Raw genomic sequence first — 16,142 nt, 5'->3', positions numbered from 1 at the left:
GTTTTAAGTGGGTCAGGCCCCGACACGGTGTGTCGGGGCCTGGCCGGTGAATGGTTGTCCGGCGGTGTCCTACTCTCCCACACCCTCCCGGGTGCAGTACCATCGGCGCTGTGGGTCTTAGCTTCCGGGTTCGGAATGGGACCGGGCGTTTCCCCCACGCTATGACCGCCGTAACCCTGTTACCCGTCCCCGCACACACGTGGGTGCGGGGTGGGAAGATACGTGGTTACAACTTGTCCGGACCCGGTGAAGGGTTCGGTGGTGTTGTTATTCAGTTGTTGGTTCCATGGAACACACCCGGTGGCGGGTTGTTGTTCGGGAACCACATAGTGGACGCAAGCAGTGATCGTGTTTGTGTGGTGTAAGTTGTCGGCCTATTAGTACCGGTCAGCTTCAACAGTCTTTAGTCCTGTCTTCCACATCCGGCCTATCAACCCAGTGGTCTGGCTGGGGGCCTCTCACACACGAGGTGTATGGAAATCTCATCTTGAAGCGAGCTTCCCGCTTAGATGCTTTCAGCGGTTATCCCATCCGAACGTAGCTAATCAGCGGTGCACTTGGCAGTACAACTGACACACCAGAGGTTCGTCCGTCCCGGTCCTCTCGTACTAAGGACAGCCCTTCTCAAATTTCCTGCGCGCGCAGCGGATAGGGACCGAACTGTCTCACGACGTTCTAAACCCAGCTCGCGTACCGCTTTAATGGGCGAACAGCCCAACCCTTGGGACCTACTCCAGCCCCAGGATGCGACGAGCCGACATCGAGGTGCCAAACCATGCCGTCGATATGGACTCTTGGGCAAGATCAGCCTGTTATCCCCGAGGTACCTTTTATCCGTTGAGCGACGGCCATTCCACAATGTACCGCCGGATCACTAGTCCCGACTTTCGTCCCTGCTTGAGATGTCTCTCTCACAGTCAAGCTCCCTTGTGCACTTACACTCGACACCTGATTGCCAACCAGGCTGAGGGAACCTTTGGGCGCCTCCGTTACTTTTTAGGAGGCAACCGCCCCAGTTAAACTACCCATCAGGCACTGTCCCTGACCCGGATCACGGGCCGAAGTTAGATGTCCAAAGTGACCAGAGTGGTATTTCAACGATGACTCCACCCCCACTGGCGTGAGGGCTTCAACGTCTCCCACCTATCCTACACAAGCCACTCCGAACACCAATACCAAACTATAGTAAAGGTCTCGGGGTCTTTCCGTCCTGCTGCGCGTAACGAGCATCTTTACTCGTACTGCAATTTCGCCGAGTTTATGGTTGAGACAGCGGGGAAGTCGTTACTCCATTCGTGCAGGTCGGAACTTACCCGACAAGGAATTTCGCTACCTTAGGATGGTTATAGTTACCACCGCCGTTTACTGGGGCTTAAATTCTCAGCTTCGCCTTGCGGCTAACCGGTCCTCTTAACCTTCCAGCACCGGGCAGGAGTCAGTCCGTATACATCGTCTTGCGACTTCGCACGGACCTGTGTTTTTAGTAAACAGTCGCTTCCCCCTGGTCTCTGCGGCCCCGATCCCCTCCCACCAGCAAGTGGTGTTCAAGGTTGGGGCCCCCCTTCTCCCGAAGTTACGGGGGCATTTTGCCGAGTTCCTTAACCATAATTCTCTCGATCGCCTTGGTATTCTCTACCTGATCACCTGTGTCGGTTTGGGGTACGGGCGGCTTGAACCTCGCGCCGATGCTTTTCTAGGCAGCATAGGATCACCGGATCCCCCCATGACGGGGGTCCCATCAGATCTCAGGAACGTCATCAAAGACACAGCGACGGATTTGCCTATCGCTGACCCTACATCCTTAGACCGGGGCAACCATCGCCCGGCCCGGCTACCTTCCTGCGTCACACCTGTTAATACGCTTACCTCCCGGGATCAGGTCCCGCGCTCGGCCAAAACCCGCACACCACAAGGGTGATTGGGCAGGCTCCGGGCGGTTAGTATCCCCCGCTTGGCATGGGCGGTCCTTCGCCGGTACGGGAATATCAACCCGTTGTCCATCGACTACGCCTGTCGGCCTCGCCTTAGGTCCCGACTTACCCAGGGCAGATTAGCTTGACCCTGGAACCCTTGATCATTCGGCGGACGGGTTTCTCACCCGTCTTTCGCTACTCATGCCTGCATTCTCACTCGTGTAGGCTCCACCGCTGGTTTACACCGCGACTTCACCGCCCACACGACGCTCCCCTACCACTCCAGACGACTGAACCACGAAGGCTTGTCTACTATCTGAAATCCACAACTTCGGCGGTGTACTTGAGCCCCGCTACATTGTCGGCGCGGAATCACTTGACCAGTGAGCTATTACGCACTCTTTCAAGGATGGCTGCTTCTAAGCCAACCTCCTGGTTGTCTTCGCAACTCCACATCCTTTCCCACTTAGCACACGCTTAGGGGCCTTAGTTGGTGGTCTGGGCTGTTTCCCTCTCGACTATGAAGCTTATCCCCCACAGTCTCACTGCTGCGCTCTCACTTACCGGCATTCGGAGTTTGGCTGACGTCAGTAACCTTGTAGGGCCCATCGGCCATCCAGTAGCTCTACCTCCGGCAAGAAACACGCAACGCTGCACCTAAATGCATTTCGGGGAGAACCAGCTATCACGGAGTTTGATTGGCCTTTCACCCCTACCCACAGCTCATCCCCTCCATTTTCAACTGAAGTGGGTTCGGTCCTCCACGACGTCTTACCGTCGCTTCAACCTGGCCATGGGTAGATCACTCCGCTTCGGGTCTAGATCACGCCACTACACTCGCCCTGTTCAGACTCGCTTTCGCTACGGCTACCCCACACGGGTTAACCTCGCGACGTAACACTAACTCGCAGGCTCATTCTTCAAAAGGCACGCCGTCACCAGAATCAGACTGGCTCCGACGGATTGTAAGCACACGGTTTCAGGTACTGTTTCACTCCCCTCCCGGGGTACTTTTCACCTTTCCCTCACGGTACTGGTCCGCTATCGGTCATTAGGAAGTATTTAGGCTTATCAGGTGGTCCTGACAGATTCACACGGGATTTCTCGGGCCCCGTGCTACTTGGGATCCTCTCCAGGCGGCACACAACATTACGGTTACGGGGCTAACACCCTCTCCGGCCGGCCTTTCAAGACCGTTCACCTATGCCTGCACTCTCACCCCACCGGTCCGGCAGAACCAGTACGGAAAGTCCCACAACCCCGCCCATGCAACGCCCGCCGGCTATCACACATGGAACGGTTTAGCCTCATCCGCGTTCGCTCGCCACTACTAACGGAATCACTCTTGTTTTCTCTTCCTGCGGGTACTGAGATGTTTCACTTCCCCGCGTTCCCCCCACGCACCCTATGTGTTCAGATGCGGGTCACCAGATCACGCAAAACGCGTCTGGCGGGGTTTCCCCATTCGGACATCCTGGGATCACCGTTCGGTTATCAACTCCCCCAGGCTTATCGCAGATTCCTACGTCCTTCTTCGGCTCCTAATGCCAAGGCATCCACCGTGTGCCCTTAAAAACTTGACCACACAAGATCAAAAAACTTCTCGAGAGAACCAAACCCCCGAAAGGGCCGGGTTCATAAAAAGAAATTGCTGTAAGACACACACACCCCACCACCCCACAAGAGGCAATGACCATGCGCGTGCCTAGATGCTCGCGTCCACTATGTAGTTCTCAAACAACAACCCCGTACCACACACCCCCCGCACCCCCGCCACCCCCAAAGGGACGACCGGGAACACACGAAGMAATGCAGCCAGGAAACCAGAAACACACAAACCCGCCCGGAACCACGCAACCCACACAGGCCACGCACCCCCCGACGGCCCTGTTGCCTCAGGACCCAACAGTGTGCCAAACACGAAAACCGGACAACCCCCCACCCGCACCGTTCCACAACACCCCACCACAAAAATGACAGGACATCCGTACTGAACGCGGGAAAGAAACCACCCGGCCGCTATCTGCTGATATTCCACCCATGAGCACCCACCGCAGAACAGACGCCTGCGCAATGGGCTTTGCTTCCACACACCCCCAACCAACCATGCGGAAGGAAGAAGGGCGATAATGGTGCTCCTTAGAAAGGAGGTGATCCAGCCGCACCTTCCGGTACGGCTACCTTGTTACGACTTAGTCCCAATCGCCGGTCCCACCTTCGACGGCTCCCCCCACAAGGGTTAGGCCACCGGCTTCGGGTGTTACCAACTTTCGTGACTTGACGGGCGGTGTGTACAAGGCCCGGGAACGTATTCACCGCAGCGTTGCTGATCTGCGATTACTAGCGACTCCGACTTCATGGGGTCGAGTTGCAGACCCCAATCCGAACTGAGACCGGCTTTTTGGGATTAGCTCCACCTCACAGTATCGCAACCCTTTGTACCGGCCATTGTAGCATGCGTGAAGCCCAAGACATAAGGGGCATGATGATTTGACGTCGTCCCCACCTTCCTCCGAGTTGACCCCGGCAGTCTCCCATGAGTCCCCACCACTACGTGCTGGCAACATGGAACGAGGGTTGCGCTCGTTGCGGGACTTAACCCAACATCTCACGACACGAGCTGACGACAACCATGCACCACCTGTAAACCGACCGCAAGCGGGGCACCTGTTTCCAGGCGTTACCGGTTCATGTCAAGCCTTGGTAAGGTTCTTCGCGTTGCATCGAATTAATCCGCATGCTCCGCCGCTTGTGCGGGCCCCCGTCAATTCCTTTGAGTTTTAGCCTTGCGGCCGTACTCCCCAGGCGGGGCACTTAATGCGTTAGCTACGGCGCGGAAAACGTGGAATGTCCCCCACACCTAGTGCCCAACGTTTACGGCATGGACTACCAGGGTATCTAATCCTGTTCGCTCCCCATGCTTTCGCTCCTCAGCGTCAGTTAATGCCCAGAGACCTGCCTTCGCCATCGGTGTTCCTCCTGATATCTGCGCATTTCACCGCTACACCAGGAATTCCAGTCTCCCCTACATCACTCTAGTCTGCCCGTACCCACTGCAGAACCGGAGTTGAGCCCCGGTCTTTCACAGCAGACGCGACAAACCGCCTACGAGCTCTTTACGCCCAATAATTCCGGATAACGCTTGCGCCCTACGTATTACCGCGGCTGCTGGCACGTAGTTAGCCGGCGCTTCTTCTGCAGGTACCGTCACTTACGCTTCTTCCCTACTGAAAGAGGTTTACAACCCGAAGGCCGTCATCCCTCACGCGGCGTCGCTGCATCAGGCTTCCGCCCATTGTGCAATATTCCGTTCGCCACTAATCCCCCCAGCAAGCTGGAGATCATCGTTCGACTTGCATGTGTTAAGCACGCCGCCAGCGTTCATCCTGAGCCAGGATCAAACTCTCCGTTGAAGTAAAACAAAAACAGACACAACCACAACCACCGGAAATAACGGCAGAAACAGCTGCACAAAATTTGAAACCAGCTGAAAACCAGACCCCACCCACAAGAGCGGACAAGGCCCGGCAAAATCAACCAATCCATAAAAACAAATCGGTATCAACAAACTTGGCACACTATTGAGTTCTCAAACAACAGACACAATCCGAATACTTCTCGGAACAAATTCAATGTTCCGCATTTCCTCGCTGCGATGTTTCTACATTATTTCATTCATTTCAACTTTGCAAATCCAGGATTTCTCGTGAAATTTACCCAAGTGAATCGAATTTCTCCACAGAGTCGATAAATTATCCGATTTCCAGACTTTTGGTCTAAACCGAATTATTCACATTCAATGGGATTTTGTTCGCAATTTATCCGCTTCAGCGGCAGCGACTCAGAAAACGATACACGCTCCCCCGGAGCCGCGCAAGTCGGCTTGGAGGAGCGTGCAATAGAACATGGAACAGCCCGTCTGGCGCGCCCACACAAGAACACACCGTGGAGCTAAGTAGGCGTCAGACGGTCACTTCGACGGTGGCCAGATTCTTCTTGCCGCGGCGCAGCAAAAGGTACCGGCCGTGTAGCAGTTCCGCCTGGTCGATGACGGCGTCGGGGTCGGTCACCTTGCTGTTGTTCACGTAGGCGCCGCCCTCCCCCACCGTGCGGCGGGCAGCGGACTTGCTCTCGGACAATCCAGACGCAACCAAGAGGTCGATGATCCCGAGGCCATCCGCGCCGATCGAGGCAGACGGCAGCTCTGCAGTTGCCGACGCCAAGGTCACTTCGTCCAGAACCGAGAGATCGCCATTTCCGAACAGTGCAGCCGAAGCAGCGATCACTTTCTCCGTCGCGTCCACTCCGTGCACCAGTGAAGTGRCCTCGAAAGCGAGCCTGCGCTGGCCTTCGCGGGCGAACGGGCGCTCGGCAACAGCGGCTGCGAGTTCCTCAATCTCGGCGCGGCTAAGGAACGTGAAGACCTTGAGGCGGTCAACGACGTCGGCATCCGCAGTGTTGAGCCAGAACTGGTAGAAGGCGTACGGGCTGCACATGTGGGCGTCGAGCCAAATGGCGTTGCCTTCGCTCTTACCGAACTTGGTGCCGTCAGAGTTGGTGATGAGGGGCGTCCCCAGGGCGTGGACAACCTTGCCGGCGACCTTGCGGATCAGCTCCGTACCGCTCGTGAGGTTGCCCCACTGGTCCGAGCCGCCGGTCTGCAGCACGCAACCGTAGTCGCGGTTGAGCTGGAGGTAATCCATGCCCTGCAGGATCTGGTAGCTGAACTCGGTGTAGCTGATGCCCTCATCGGAGCTGAGACGGGAGGCCACGGCATCCTTGCGGAGCATGGTGCCCACACGGAAGTGCTTGCCGATTTCGCGCAGGAAATCGATGGCGCTCAGGGGCGCGGTCCAGTCAAGGTTGTTCACCATGCGTGCGGCATTGTCTCCCTCGAAACTGAGAAAGCGACGCACCTGGGCCTGAAGGTAGCCGACCCACTCCGACACGGTGTCCTTGGTGTTCAAGGTGCGTTCCGCCGTCGGGCGCGGATCCCCGATCAGGCCGGTGGAACCGCCCACCAGGCCGAGCGGCTTGTGGCCGGCCAATTGCAGGCGGCGCATGAGCAGGAGCTGGACAAGGTTGCCAAGGTGCAGGGACGGAGCCGTGGGGTCGAAGCCACAGTAATACGTGATCGGGTCCCCGGCGAGGAGCTTTTCCAATTCCGTTTCATCCGTGGAAACGTGGATCAGGCCGCGCCATTTGAGCTCTTGCCAAATGTTGGCAAAGCCCGGGTCGTTGTGTTGGGACTCGAGGTTGTTTACGTGTGACACGAGTTCTAAGTTAGCAGGATTGCCGTTCGGCTTGCTCGCATGGCTCAGCGCTCGATACCCGCCGGCAGTGGCGCGGCGGTGATGAGGCGCAGCCGCTGCGTCGGACGCGTCATGGCGACGTAGAGATCGCCCACCTTGCCATGCTCGTGATTGAGCATCGCGGCTGGCTCAAGAACAACCACGCCGTCGAACTCCAGGCCTTTGGCTTCCTTGGGGCTGATGACCACGATGTCCTGGGAGTAGCTGCCCGCTCCGGTGCCCACACGGTGACCGTAGACCCCACGGAGGGCGGCTGCAGCCCGAGGCAGGAGGGCGCCGTCGGCAATCACGGCCAGGAGGCCGCCGTCGATCGCTTCCAGTTCCTCCGGAAGGATTTCGACGAGCCGGTCTACCATCCCCGCTTCGTCGACGCGGTCCACGATCGGTGACCATTTGCCTTCGCGAACGGCCTTGGGAGCAGAAACAACCAGCCCAGCGCGGTTCGCCATGCGGACTGCCGCTTCGGCGATCTGCGAGGGTGTCCGGTAGTTGACGGTGAGTTCTTCGAGCTGCCAGCGGTCCCCGAACGACGGCGCGAGGGCACTTTGCCAGGAATTCGCACCGGCGGAGGAACTCGTCTGGGCGATGTCGCCGACGATCGTGAAGGACTTCAGCGGGCAGCGGCGGACCAGAAGCCGCCACTGCATGGGCGAGAGTTCCTGGGCTTCGTCAACCACGATATGTCCGAACGCCCACGAACGGTCGCTCGTGGCACGTTCTGCGGCGGTCAGCCGTGTTTCGCGTTCCTGGTTCTGGTCTGCCAGTTCTTCGGCCGTCATCAACACGTCGACGCCCATGGCCTCCATGTTGACCAGTGTCTGCTTGGCGTTGGCGATGTCGCGGGCACGGTCGTGTTCTTGCTGGGCCAGTCCCCTGCCCGCGGCAGGATCGAGCTCGCCGAGGAGTTCAGCGGCCTCGTCGAGCAGCGGAACATCGGCTTCCGTCCACGGTGCATCCGCGGGGCGAAGCAGGAGCGCACGCTGCGCCGGCGTGAGGTGCGGAGTGCAGGCCTCCAGGATGGCCGGTTTGCTGAAGAGCTCGGAAACGAGCTTCTCGGGAGTCATGGGCATCCAGCACAAGTTCAGAACGATCCTGACGTCGCGTGCCGAGCGGACGTCCTCAGCGAGGTAGGAACGGTCGGCATTGTTGCCGATGTTCGATTCCTCGACGATCTCCGTCAGCTGCTCCGTCAGCTCGCGCAGCAAAATCTTCACGAACGTCACTCGAGCTTCGTTGTGCGGTTTGCCGGTGGCGCGTGCCCTGTCCCGGGCGCGGCGGACTTGCCGTACGGACAGCGTGAGCTTGCGGGAATCGACCTCGAGGATGCGGTCCTCGGCGGGAGTCCGCTGGCGGTTGGCCACGGCATTCGCAATCACGTCGGCCATGTTCAGCTTGCCCTTGAGGGCTGCGACGTCGGGATCCTGTTCCGGGACGGCGTGGATACCGGGCATGAGGCGGCCCAGGCTCGCCATGACGACTCCGGTCTCGCCGAGGGACGGCAGGACCCGCTCGATGTAGTGCATGAACGACGACGAAGGTCCAACAAGCAGCACACCTGCCGACTTCAGGCGGTCACGGTGGGTGTACAACAGGTAGGCGGCGCGGTGGAGCGCGACCGCCGTCTTGCCGGTACCGGGGCCGCCTTGGACAACCAAGGCACCCGACATGGACGAACGGATAATCCGGTCCTGCTCGGACTGGATGGTGCCGACGATGTCCGACATGCGGCCGGTGCGCTTGGAATTCAGGGCGGCAAGGAGTGCGCCCTCGCCCTGGAGCGAGGCGTTGTCCGCCAGCATGCTGGCATCCAGGACATCGTCCTCGATCGCTTTGACCTCCCGGCCCTGCAGGATCAGGTGACGACGACGGCGGACGCCCTGCCGGTCAAAAGCGGTCGCCTGGTAGAAGTGGCCGGCTTCGGGGGCGCGCCAGTCGACCATAAGCCGCTGGAGATCCGCCGTGGACAGTCCGATGCGGCCGATGTACTGCGCCTCGCCGCTGTCCAGGTCAAGGCGTCCGAACACGAGACGGTCGTCGACGGCGTCCAGCTGGGCGAGGCGGTCCTCGTACAGTGCCGCGAACGCGTCCCTTTCGGAAACGTTCTGCATGGTGCCCACCGCTCCGGCGCGCCGGACCTGCGCCAGCTGTTGGCGCTTTTCCTCCCGCAGCTCATCCAGACGCGAGTAGAGACCGGCCACGTACTCCCGTTCGTGGATCAAATCAGCGTCGTGCATCGAAACGTTCCCCTATCGAAAAAGACGGACCGTCCATTCTACAGCGGTTTTGCTTGACGTGTGTGAAACTGCCCGCACGCCGGTGCGTCACGCAATGTTCACCCTGCGCTAACCTCCTGGGCTTTTCAGTCCGGCCCCGGTGGTGCTTCAATGCTGCAATGCAGCACGACGTTGCCCTGACCCGACACGGCATCAGCCTGGTCCCGCTCTCCCCCGCACATGCCGGTCCGCTCTTCGATTTTGTGGACTCCGGGATGTGGTCCGGCATGGCCGCTGAGCAGCCCTTGAGCGCCGCGGAACTGGCCGAACTCTTCGCAGCCCGCCTCGAAGATCCGGCGACCATGCCGTTCGCCGTCGTCGAACAGCGGACGGGAGCGCTGCTCGGAACCACATCCCTGTGCGAGTACAGTCCGCGCCAGCAGCGCTTGGAAATCGGCGGCACTTTTTACGGGCGCCCATTCTGGGGCAGCCACGTCAATCCGGCCGCGAAGCAACTGCTGTTGGCGTACTCCTTCGATGTTTTGGACGTCCACCGGGTGGCCTTCCGCTGCGATGCCCGCAATACGCGCAGCGCCTCGGCCATCCAGCGGCTTGGTGCCAGCTACGAGGGCACGCTGCGGGGGCACCGCTTCGCTCCCGACGGGAGCCGTTGCGACACCGCCGTGTTCTCGATCCTGCGCGAAGAATGGCCCCAGGTGCGCGAGTCCCTGCTTGGCCGCCTCGCGCCGTTCGAGCTGGCCGACAACCAGTGTGCATATGTCGCGGAGCCTGCCCGGACCGAACACGCCGCTTGAAGGATTCCTCCGTGGGCCCCTACAAACGCTTCCCGACGGTGCGGCTGCGGCCCGGCTTGTAGCGGGACACCGTGGGATCCCCGGAGAGCCAAAAGCGCCACGGGTAGTCGGCGGAACCGCCGTCGCCCGATACTCCGACCCGGAGCCCGCTCGCGACTGCCGATGGCGCCGCCGGAGTGACCGGAAGTTCGAGGCCGAAGGGCTCGGCCAAGGCATCCCGGCCGCTGTCCGCCGTCGTCAGCCCCATGGCGGACGCCAGCCGGGCGGGCCCGCTGGCAAGATCGGTCGGCGATTTCGACGCCGGACGGCGGGACTGTGCCAAGGCTTGGCCGGCCACCACCTCCCCTGCCCGCAACAGCAGCGCGGACGCAACGCCGTCGGGACCGCAGACAATGTTGGCGCAATAGTGCATGCCATACGTGAAGTAGACATAGAGGTGGCCTGCCGGACCGAACATGGGAGCGTTCCGGGCGGTGGGGCCGCCGAAGGTATGGGATCCAGGGTCGGGTTGGGCCGATCCCCGCGGGCCCAGATACGCTTCCACTTCGCTGAGCCGGACGGACACCGTGCCCTCGGGAGTCCGGTGGCTCAGCACGGCGCCGAGGAGCAAGGGGGCAACGTGCCGCGGATCACCGGAAAGAATGACCCTGATGGCCTCCGGAGACGCACCCTGCGTTGTCATGCCCAGACCCTAGCAAAAATCCGCCAACCGGGCCGTGGCCGGCTATGTCCGATTTCCGCTAGGACGCGCCTGCCGATGCTGAAAGGATGAAGTCATGGACTTTTGGCAACGCTACCGTGCGATCGATGCGCGGGATCCCCGGTTCGACGGCCAGTTCTTCACCGCCGTCCGCTCGACGGGCATCTATTGCCGGCCGTCGTGCCCGGCACGGACACCCAAGGCAGGAAACGTGACGTTCTACGAAACCTCGGCCGCCGCCCACGAGGCCGGGTACAGGGCCTGCAAACGCTGCCTGCCGGAGGCGGTTCCGGGCACGCCTGCGTGGAACCTGCGCTCGGACGTCGCCGGCAGGGCGATGCGGCTCATCAACGACGGCGCGATCTCCCGGGTGGGCGTCGAAGGACTCGCCGCCAGGCTGGGCTACTCCTCCCGCCAGCTCAACAGGATCCTCAGCCACGAACTCGGGGCCGGGCCGCTGTCCTTGGCGCGGGCCAGCCGGGCGCAGACGGCCAGGACGCTCCTGGTCTCCACCTCGATGAAACTTTCGGACGTGGCGTTCGCCGCCGGGTTCAACAGTGTCCGCCAGTTCAACGACACCATCAACGAAGTCTTCGCCCTGACTCCCACGGCACTCCGGGCCACCGCCAAGCCCCTAGGCCATCACGGCAAGCAGGGTGAGGCCACTTCCTTGACCCTCAACCTCCCGTACCGGGAGCCTTTCGACACGGGGATTTTCGATTTCCTCGCGGCCCGTGCGATTCCCGGCGTCGAACTGGCGGGTCCCACCAGCTATACGCGGACCCTCCGCTTGCCCCGCGGCAACGCAGTGTTCGCAGTGGAGTACGACGCCGGGGCGCGCGGCGGCGCGCTGACCCTCGCCGTCAGCACCTTGGATCTCCACGATCTTCCCGTGCTCCTTAGCCGGGTGCGGCGATTGTTCGATCTCGACGCCGATCCCGTGGCCGTCGACGAGGCGTTGGCCTCCGATGCCAGGCTCTGCCCGTCAGTTCGCGATACGCCCGGGATCAGGGTTCCGGGCGCCGTGGATCCCCAGGAACTGCTGATCCGGGCGATGATCGGCCAGCAAATCACCGTAGCCGCCGCACGCACCGCTTTGAGCCAACTGTCCGACGCCGGGACCCGCTTGCCGGAAGGGCACCCGGGACACGCGCTGGGCCTGGACCGTCTCTTCCCCACGGCCGGGGAAATCGCACGCTCGGGCCGGGAACTACTGAAAGGCCCCCAGCGCCGCATAGATTCCGTGCTTGCCGCGGCAGCAGCCATGGCCAGCGGGGAACTCGACTTCGACTACGGCGACGACCCCCAAACGCTCGCGGACAAACTCTTGCCGTTGCCCGGCGTAGGACCATGGACCGTGGGCTACGTGGCGATGAGGGTCATCGGCGACCCGGATGTCTTCCTCGCCAACGACGCAGCCGTCCGGAACGGCCTCAAGAACCTGGCCGCCTCGGAGGGCCTGCCTACAGACTTCCGCAACGTGAGCCCGTGGCGTTCCTACGCCACGATGCATCTGTGGAGGGCAGCGGCAAGCAAACGCGGCAGCGCTATCGTGTCGCGGGAACGCTCGATGGCCACGGGAGAAGCTCCGGCAAGTCAACACCGTCCGCGTCGGCAGAGGCCCGCAGGCTCCCCAGGGTAGGCGTGCGGCCGGCGAGCCAGGCGGCAATATCCGTGATCATGCCGTTGATGGCAACGGACTGCCGCCCCGAGCCGATGACCACCTGCGGCAGGCCCAGGGGCTGAAGCACGAATTTCCGGTCTGCGGGCACGCGGGCCGAGAGGAAATCGAAAAGGTGCTCGCAGAATTGCCGGCTCCAGGCTTCCGGTCCGCGACCGATTCCCAGGTCCGTGACGTGGATGACCAGTTCGCGCCAGAGCGCCAGGCCGCCGTCGAGCACTGTTCCGTTCCGGAAGCTGATCCGGGTGTTCCAGCCGGACTCCACAAGCCCATCGAAGGCCCGCAGGGCCCGCGAGAGGGCCGCTTCGGTGGCGTCACGGTGTTCGGCAAGGCTATGGCTAGCCGCCAGCTCAATCGCCTTCGTACGGCCCTCGTAGCCGCCGTCGTAGATGTCGATGGTCTCGCCGCGTGCGGCGTATTCCAGTTGCCTGGCCATGGCGTTCGAGATACCGGCAATGTGAGCCAGTACGTGGCCGCGGGTCCACCCGGGCAGCTCGGAGGGAGCTGCAACATCGGCGTCGTCGAGTTTGGCGACAACGTCGGTGACAGTGCCGGCTGCTTTGTGGAGCTCGGCAAGAAGCGCTGAGGTAGTGATCTCGGTCATAGCGCCATAGTATCCGACAGGGTTAATGACTGTTAACGAGGATTAACTGGCAGCGGCGGGCATTTCGCTGCAGGCTTTGCGAAAAAGACTGCCTCGAAATACCCGCCGGCGTTGGCCTTCTTTTCGTTACTCCGCGTACTTCCGCACCGCCGCGAGCTCCGCTTCGAGGGCAAGCAGTTGGCGCTCGACGGCGGCCGGGGCCGTTCCGCCTTGGGAGTTGCGGCTGTTGAGTGAACCTTCGGTACTGAGCACGGTGCGGACCTCGGGAGTCAAGTGCTCCGAAATGCCCGCGTACTCTTCGTCCGTCAGGTCCCACAGCTCGACGCTGCGCCCTTCAGCCAGCTTCACCGCCGCACCGGAGAGCTCGTGCGCCTCGCGGAACGGCACTCCCTGGCGGACAAGCCACTCGGCGATGTCCGTGGCAAGCGCGAAGCCCTGCGGTGCCAGCGATGCCATGCGCTCGGTGTTGAAAGTGAGCGTGGCGATCATGCCGGAGACGGCCGGGAGCAGCACCTCCAAGGTGTCCGCGGCGTCGAATACCGGTTCCTTGTCTTCCTGCAGATCGCGGTTGTACGCGAGCGGCAGGCCCTTGAGCGTTGCCAACAGCCCGGTCAGGTTGCCGATGAGGCGCCCTGCCTTGCCGCGGGCGAGCTCGGCGACATCCGGGTTCTTCTTCTGCGGCATGATCGACGACCCCGTGGAGTAAGAATCATGGAGCGTGACGAAGGAGAACTCCTTGGTGGCCCACAGGATGACTTCCTCGGAGACCCGCGACAGGTCCACGCCGATCATCGAGCAGATCCACGCGAACTCGGCGAAGACATCGCGCGAGGCAGTGCCGTCGATCGAGTTGTGGACCGCCGAGAAGAAGCCGAGGTCCGCGGCGACGGCCTCGGGATCCAGGCCGAGCGAGGAACCTGCCAGGGCACCGGAACCGTAGGGCGAGACACCGGCGCGCTTGTCCCAGTCCTGGAACCGCTGCACGTCGCGCAACAGTGCCCAGGCATGGGCCAGCAGGTGGTGGCTCAGCAGGACAGGCTGGGCATGCTGCAGGTGCGTCCGGCCGGGCATGGCAACGCCCTGGTGGGCCTTGGCCTGACCAACGAGGGCGTCGATCGCGGCGAGCACGCCGCGGGCGATGATGCGGGCGTGGTCGCGCAGGAACATGCGGCCCAACGTGGCCACCTGGTCGTTGCGCGAACGGCCTGCCCGGAGCTTGCCGCCCAGGTGGGTTCCCGCGCGCTCAATGAGCCCGCGTTCGAGGGAACCGTGGACGTCCTCATCGCTCTCGGCCGGCTGGTAGGCGCCGCTCGCGACGTCGTCATCCAGCTGGGTGAGCGCCGCGAGCATGCCTTCTAGTTCGGCGTCGTCCAGCAGCCCGGCCTTGTGCAGCACGCGGGCATGGGCCTTGGAGCCGGCGATGTCGTAGCGGGCCAGCCGCCAGTCGAAATGCGTGGACTTGCTCAGCGCCGCAAGCGCGTCCGCGGGACCGCCGGCGAACCGGCCGCCCCACAGCGCGCCTTCATTCGTCCCCGAACGCTCCCCAACCTCGCTGCGCTCGGCCGGGGACCCCGGCGTCCGTGGGCCCACCGACGTCATTTGCCCGACACCCGCAGGTCGCGGCCTGCGGCGACCTTGGAGGACATTCCCCACAGCTCGATGAAGCCCTTGGCCTGCGACTGGTCGAAGGTATCGCCGGTGTCGTAGGTGGCGAGGTCGAAGTCGTAGAGCGAGGTGTCGGAGCGGCGGCCGTTGACGATGGCCTGGCCGCCGTGCAGGACCATGCGGATGTCGCCGGAGACGTACTTCTGGGTGTCCTCGATGAAGGCGTCCAGGGAGCGCTTGAGCGGGGAGAACCACTGGCCGTCGTAGACCAGCTCGGACCAGCGCTGGCCGACGGTGGCCTTGAAGCGGGCCTGCTCGCGCTCGATGGTGACGTCCTCGAGGTGCTTGTGGGCGGTGATGAGGGCCATCGCGCCCGGAGCTTCGTAGATTTCGCGGGACTTGATGCCCACCAGGCGGTCCTCGACGACGTCGATCCGGCCAACGCCCTGGGCACCGGCGCGGCGGTTCAGTTCCTGGATGACCTGGAGCGGAGTGTGCTTGACGCCATCGATGGCCACCGGGACGCCGGCTTCGAAGGTGATGGTGACTTCGTCCGGTGCCGGCGGGAATTCCGGGGTGGCCGTGTAGTCGTAGATGTCCTTGGTGGGAGCGTTCCAGATGTCCTCGAGGTAGCCGGTTTCGACGGCGCGTCCCCAGACGTTCTGGTCGATCGAGTACGGGTTCTTCTTGGTGGTCTCGATCGGCAGTCCCTTTTCCTCGGCGAAGGCGATGGCCTTGTCGCGGGTCAGGGCGAGGTCGCGGACGGGTGCGATGCATTTCAAGTCCGGGCCCAGCGTCTGGATGCCGACCTCGAAGCGGACCTGGTCGTTGCCCTTGCCCGTGCAACCGTGCGCAACGGTGGTGGCACCGAATTCGCGGGCGGCCTTGACGAGGTGCTTGACGATCACGGGGCGTGAGATCGCCGAAACCAGCGGGTAGTGGCCCTGGTAGAGGGCGTTGGCCTTCAGCGTGGGCATGGCGTATTCGTTGGCGAATTCGTCGCGGGCGTCGGCCACGTAGGCCTCGACGGCGCCGCAGCCGAGGGCGCGCTGGCGGATGGTCTCCAGCGACTCGCCGCCCTGTCCGACGTCGACGGCCACAGCGATGACCTCGGCCCCGGTGGCTTCACCGATCCAGCCGATGGCTACGGAAGTATCAAGGCCACCGGAGTAGGCCAGAACAATGCGCTCAGTCACGAGAGTGCTCCTTTGTTGTTGCTTGGTTCTTTTGAGTCAAAGCTTGGTTCGGGCCGAAGGCCCGGGTGGAACAGCGCCGGAATGGTTCACTTGCCGGGCTGGA

The 16,142-nt window shown here is 62.2% G+C and carries 8 protein-coding genes and 3 rRNA genes; 2 read left to right on the top strand and 9 right to left on the bottom strand.

Features of this window, described 5'->3' with window-relative positions; genetic code table 11:
* Nucleotides 1–56: 56 nt before the first annotated feature.
* The 5 genes from rrf to AC1DJB_RS15915 all read right to left on the bottom strand — a co-directional run bounded on the left by rrf (nucleotide 57) and on the right by AC1DJB_RS15915 (nucleotide 9,459).
* Nucleotides 57–173: ribosomal RNA gene (gene rrf / locus AC1DJB_RS15935) — 5S ribosomal RNA — on the bottom strand.
* A gap of 183 nt (nucleotides 174–356) precedes the next feature.
* Nucleotides 357–3,496: ribosomal RNA gene (locus AC1DJB_RS15930) — 23S ribosomal RNA — on the bottom strand.
* 560 nt (nucleotides 3,497–4,056) lie between these two features.
* Nucleotides 4,057–5,326 (bottom strand): 16S ribosomal RNA (locus tag AC1DJB_RS15925).
* The 16S, 23S and 5S rRNA genes sit together here, the layout of an rRNA operon.
* Before the next feature lie 549 nt (nucleotides 5,327–5,875).
* Complete coding sequence (tyrS, locus tag AC1DJB_RS15920) at nucleotides 5,876–7,186, bottom strand: tyrosine--tRNA ligase (protein ID WP_476910575.1); 1,311 nt, start codon at nucleotides 7,184–7,186, stop codon at nucleotides 5,876–5,878.
* 44 nt (nucleotides 7,187–7,230) lie between these two features.
* On the bottom strand, nucleotides 7,231–9,459 hold the full coding sequence (locus tag AC1DJB_RS15915) for a helicase domain-containing protein (RefSeq protein WP_059387784.1): 2,229 nt from the start codon (nucleotides 9,457–9,459) through the stop codon (nucleotides 7,231–7,233).
* A 158-nt stretch (nucleotides 9,460–9,617) separates the two neighbouring features.
* Here AC1DJB_RS15915 and AC1DJB_RS15910 point away from each other — a divergent pair, with 158 nt between their 5' ends.
* Complete coding sequence (locus AC1DJB_RS15910; RefSeq protein WP_441433242.1) at nucleotides 9,618–10,253, top strand: GNAT family N-acetyltransferase; 636 nt, start codon at nucleotides 9,618–9,620, stop codon at nucleotides 10,251–10,253.
* Nucleotides 10,254–10,272: 19 nt separating this feature from the next.
* Here the strand turns inward: AC1DJB_RS15910 and AC1DJB_RS15905 are convergent, their stop codons facing one another.
* Nucleotides 10,273–10,935: a DNA-3-methyladenine glycosylase gene (locus AC1DJB_RS15905; RefSeq protein ID WP_441433241.1), complete on the bottom strand. Its 663-nt coding sequence runs from the start codon at nucleotides 10,933–10,935 to the stop codon at nucleotides 10,273–10,275.
* A gap of 94 nt (nucleotides 10,936–11,029) precedes the next feature.
* On the opposite strand from AC1DJB_RS15905, the gene AC1DJB_RS15900 reads away from it, so the two are divergent.
* On the top strand, nucleotides 11,030–12,595 hold the full coding sequence (locus AC1DJB_RS15900; RefSeq protein ID WP_441433240.1) for an AlkA N-terminal domain-containing protein: 1,566 nt from the start codon (nucleotides 11,030–11,032) through the stop codon (nucleotides 12,593–12,595).
* Here AC1DJB_RS15900 and AC1DJB_RS15895 read toward each other — a convergent pair.
* The 3 genes from AC1DJB_RS15895 to AC1DJB_RS15885 form a co-directional block, all read right to left on the bottom strand.
* The gene (locus AC1DJB_RS15895) at nucleotides 12,501–13,238 is read right to left on the bottom strand and encodes a maleylpyruvate isomerase family mycothiol-dependent enzyme (RefSeq protein ID WP_441433239.1); all 738 of its coding nucleotides are present in this window, start codon (nucleotides 13,236–13,238) and stop codon (nucleotides 12,501–12,503) included. The two genes, AC1DJB_RS15900 and AC1DJB_RS15895, sit on opposite strands and share 95 nt — an antisense overlap.
* A gap of 126 nt (nucleotides 13,239–13,364) precedes the next feature.
* Complete coding sequence (argH, locus tag AC1DJB_RS15890; protein WP_441433238.1) at nucleotides 13,365–14,837, bottom strand: argininosuccinate lyase; 1,473 nt, start codon at nucleotides 14,835–14,837, stop codon at nucleotides 13,365–13,367.
* Complete coding sequence (locus AC1DJB_RS15885; RefSeq protein ID WP_236816785.1) at nucleotides 14,834–16,039, bottom strand: argininosuccinate synthase; 1,206 nt, start codon at nucleotides 16,037–16,039, stop codon at nucleotides 14,834–14,836. Before AC1DJB_RS15885 ends, argH begins: the two co-directional genes overlap by 4 nt.
* Between the last annotated feature and the right edge of the window lie 103 nt (nucleotides 16,040–16,142).

The organism is Arthrobacter sp. 01T428 (assembly GCF_056398685.1).
The sequence above is the reverse complement of the archived record's forward strand: the minus strand, read 5'-3'. Positions and strand labels throughout refer to the sequence as shown.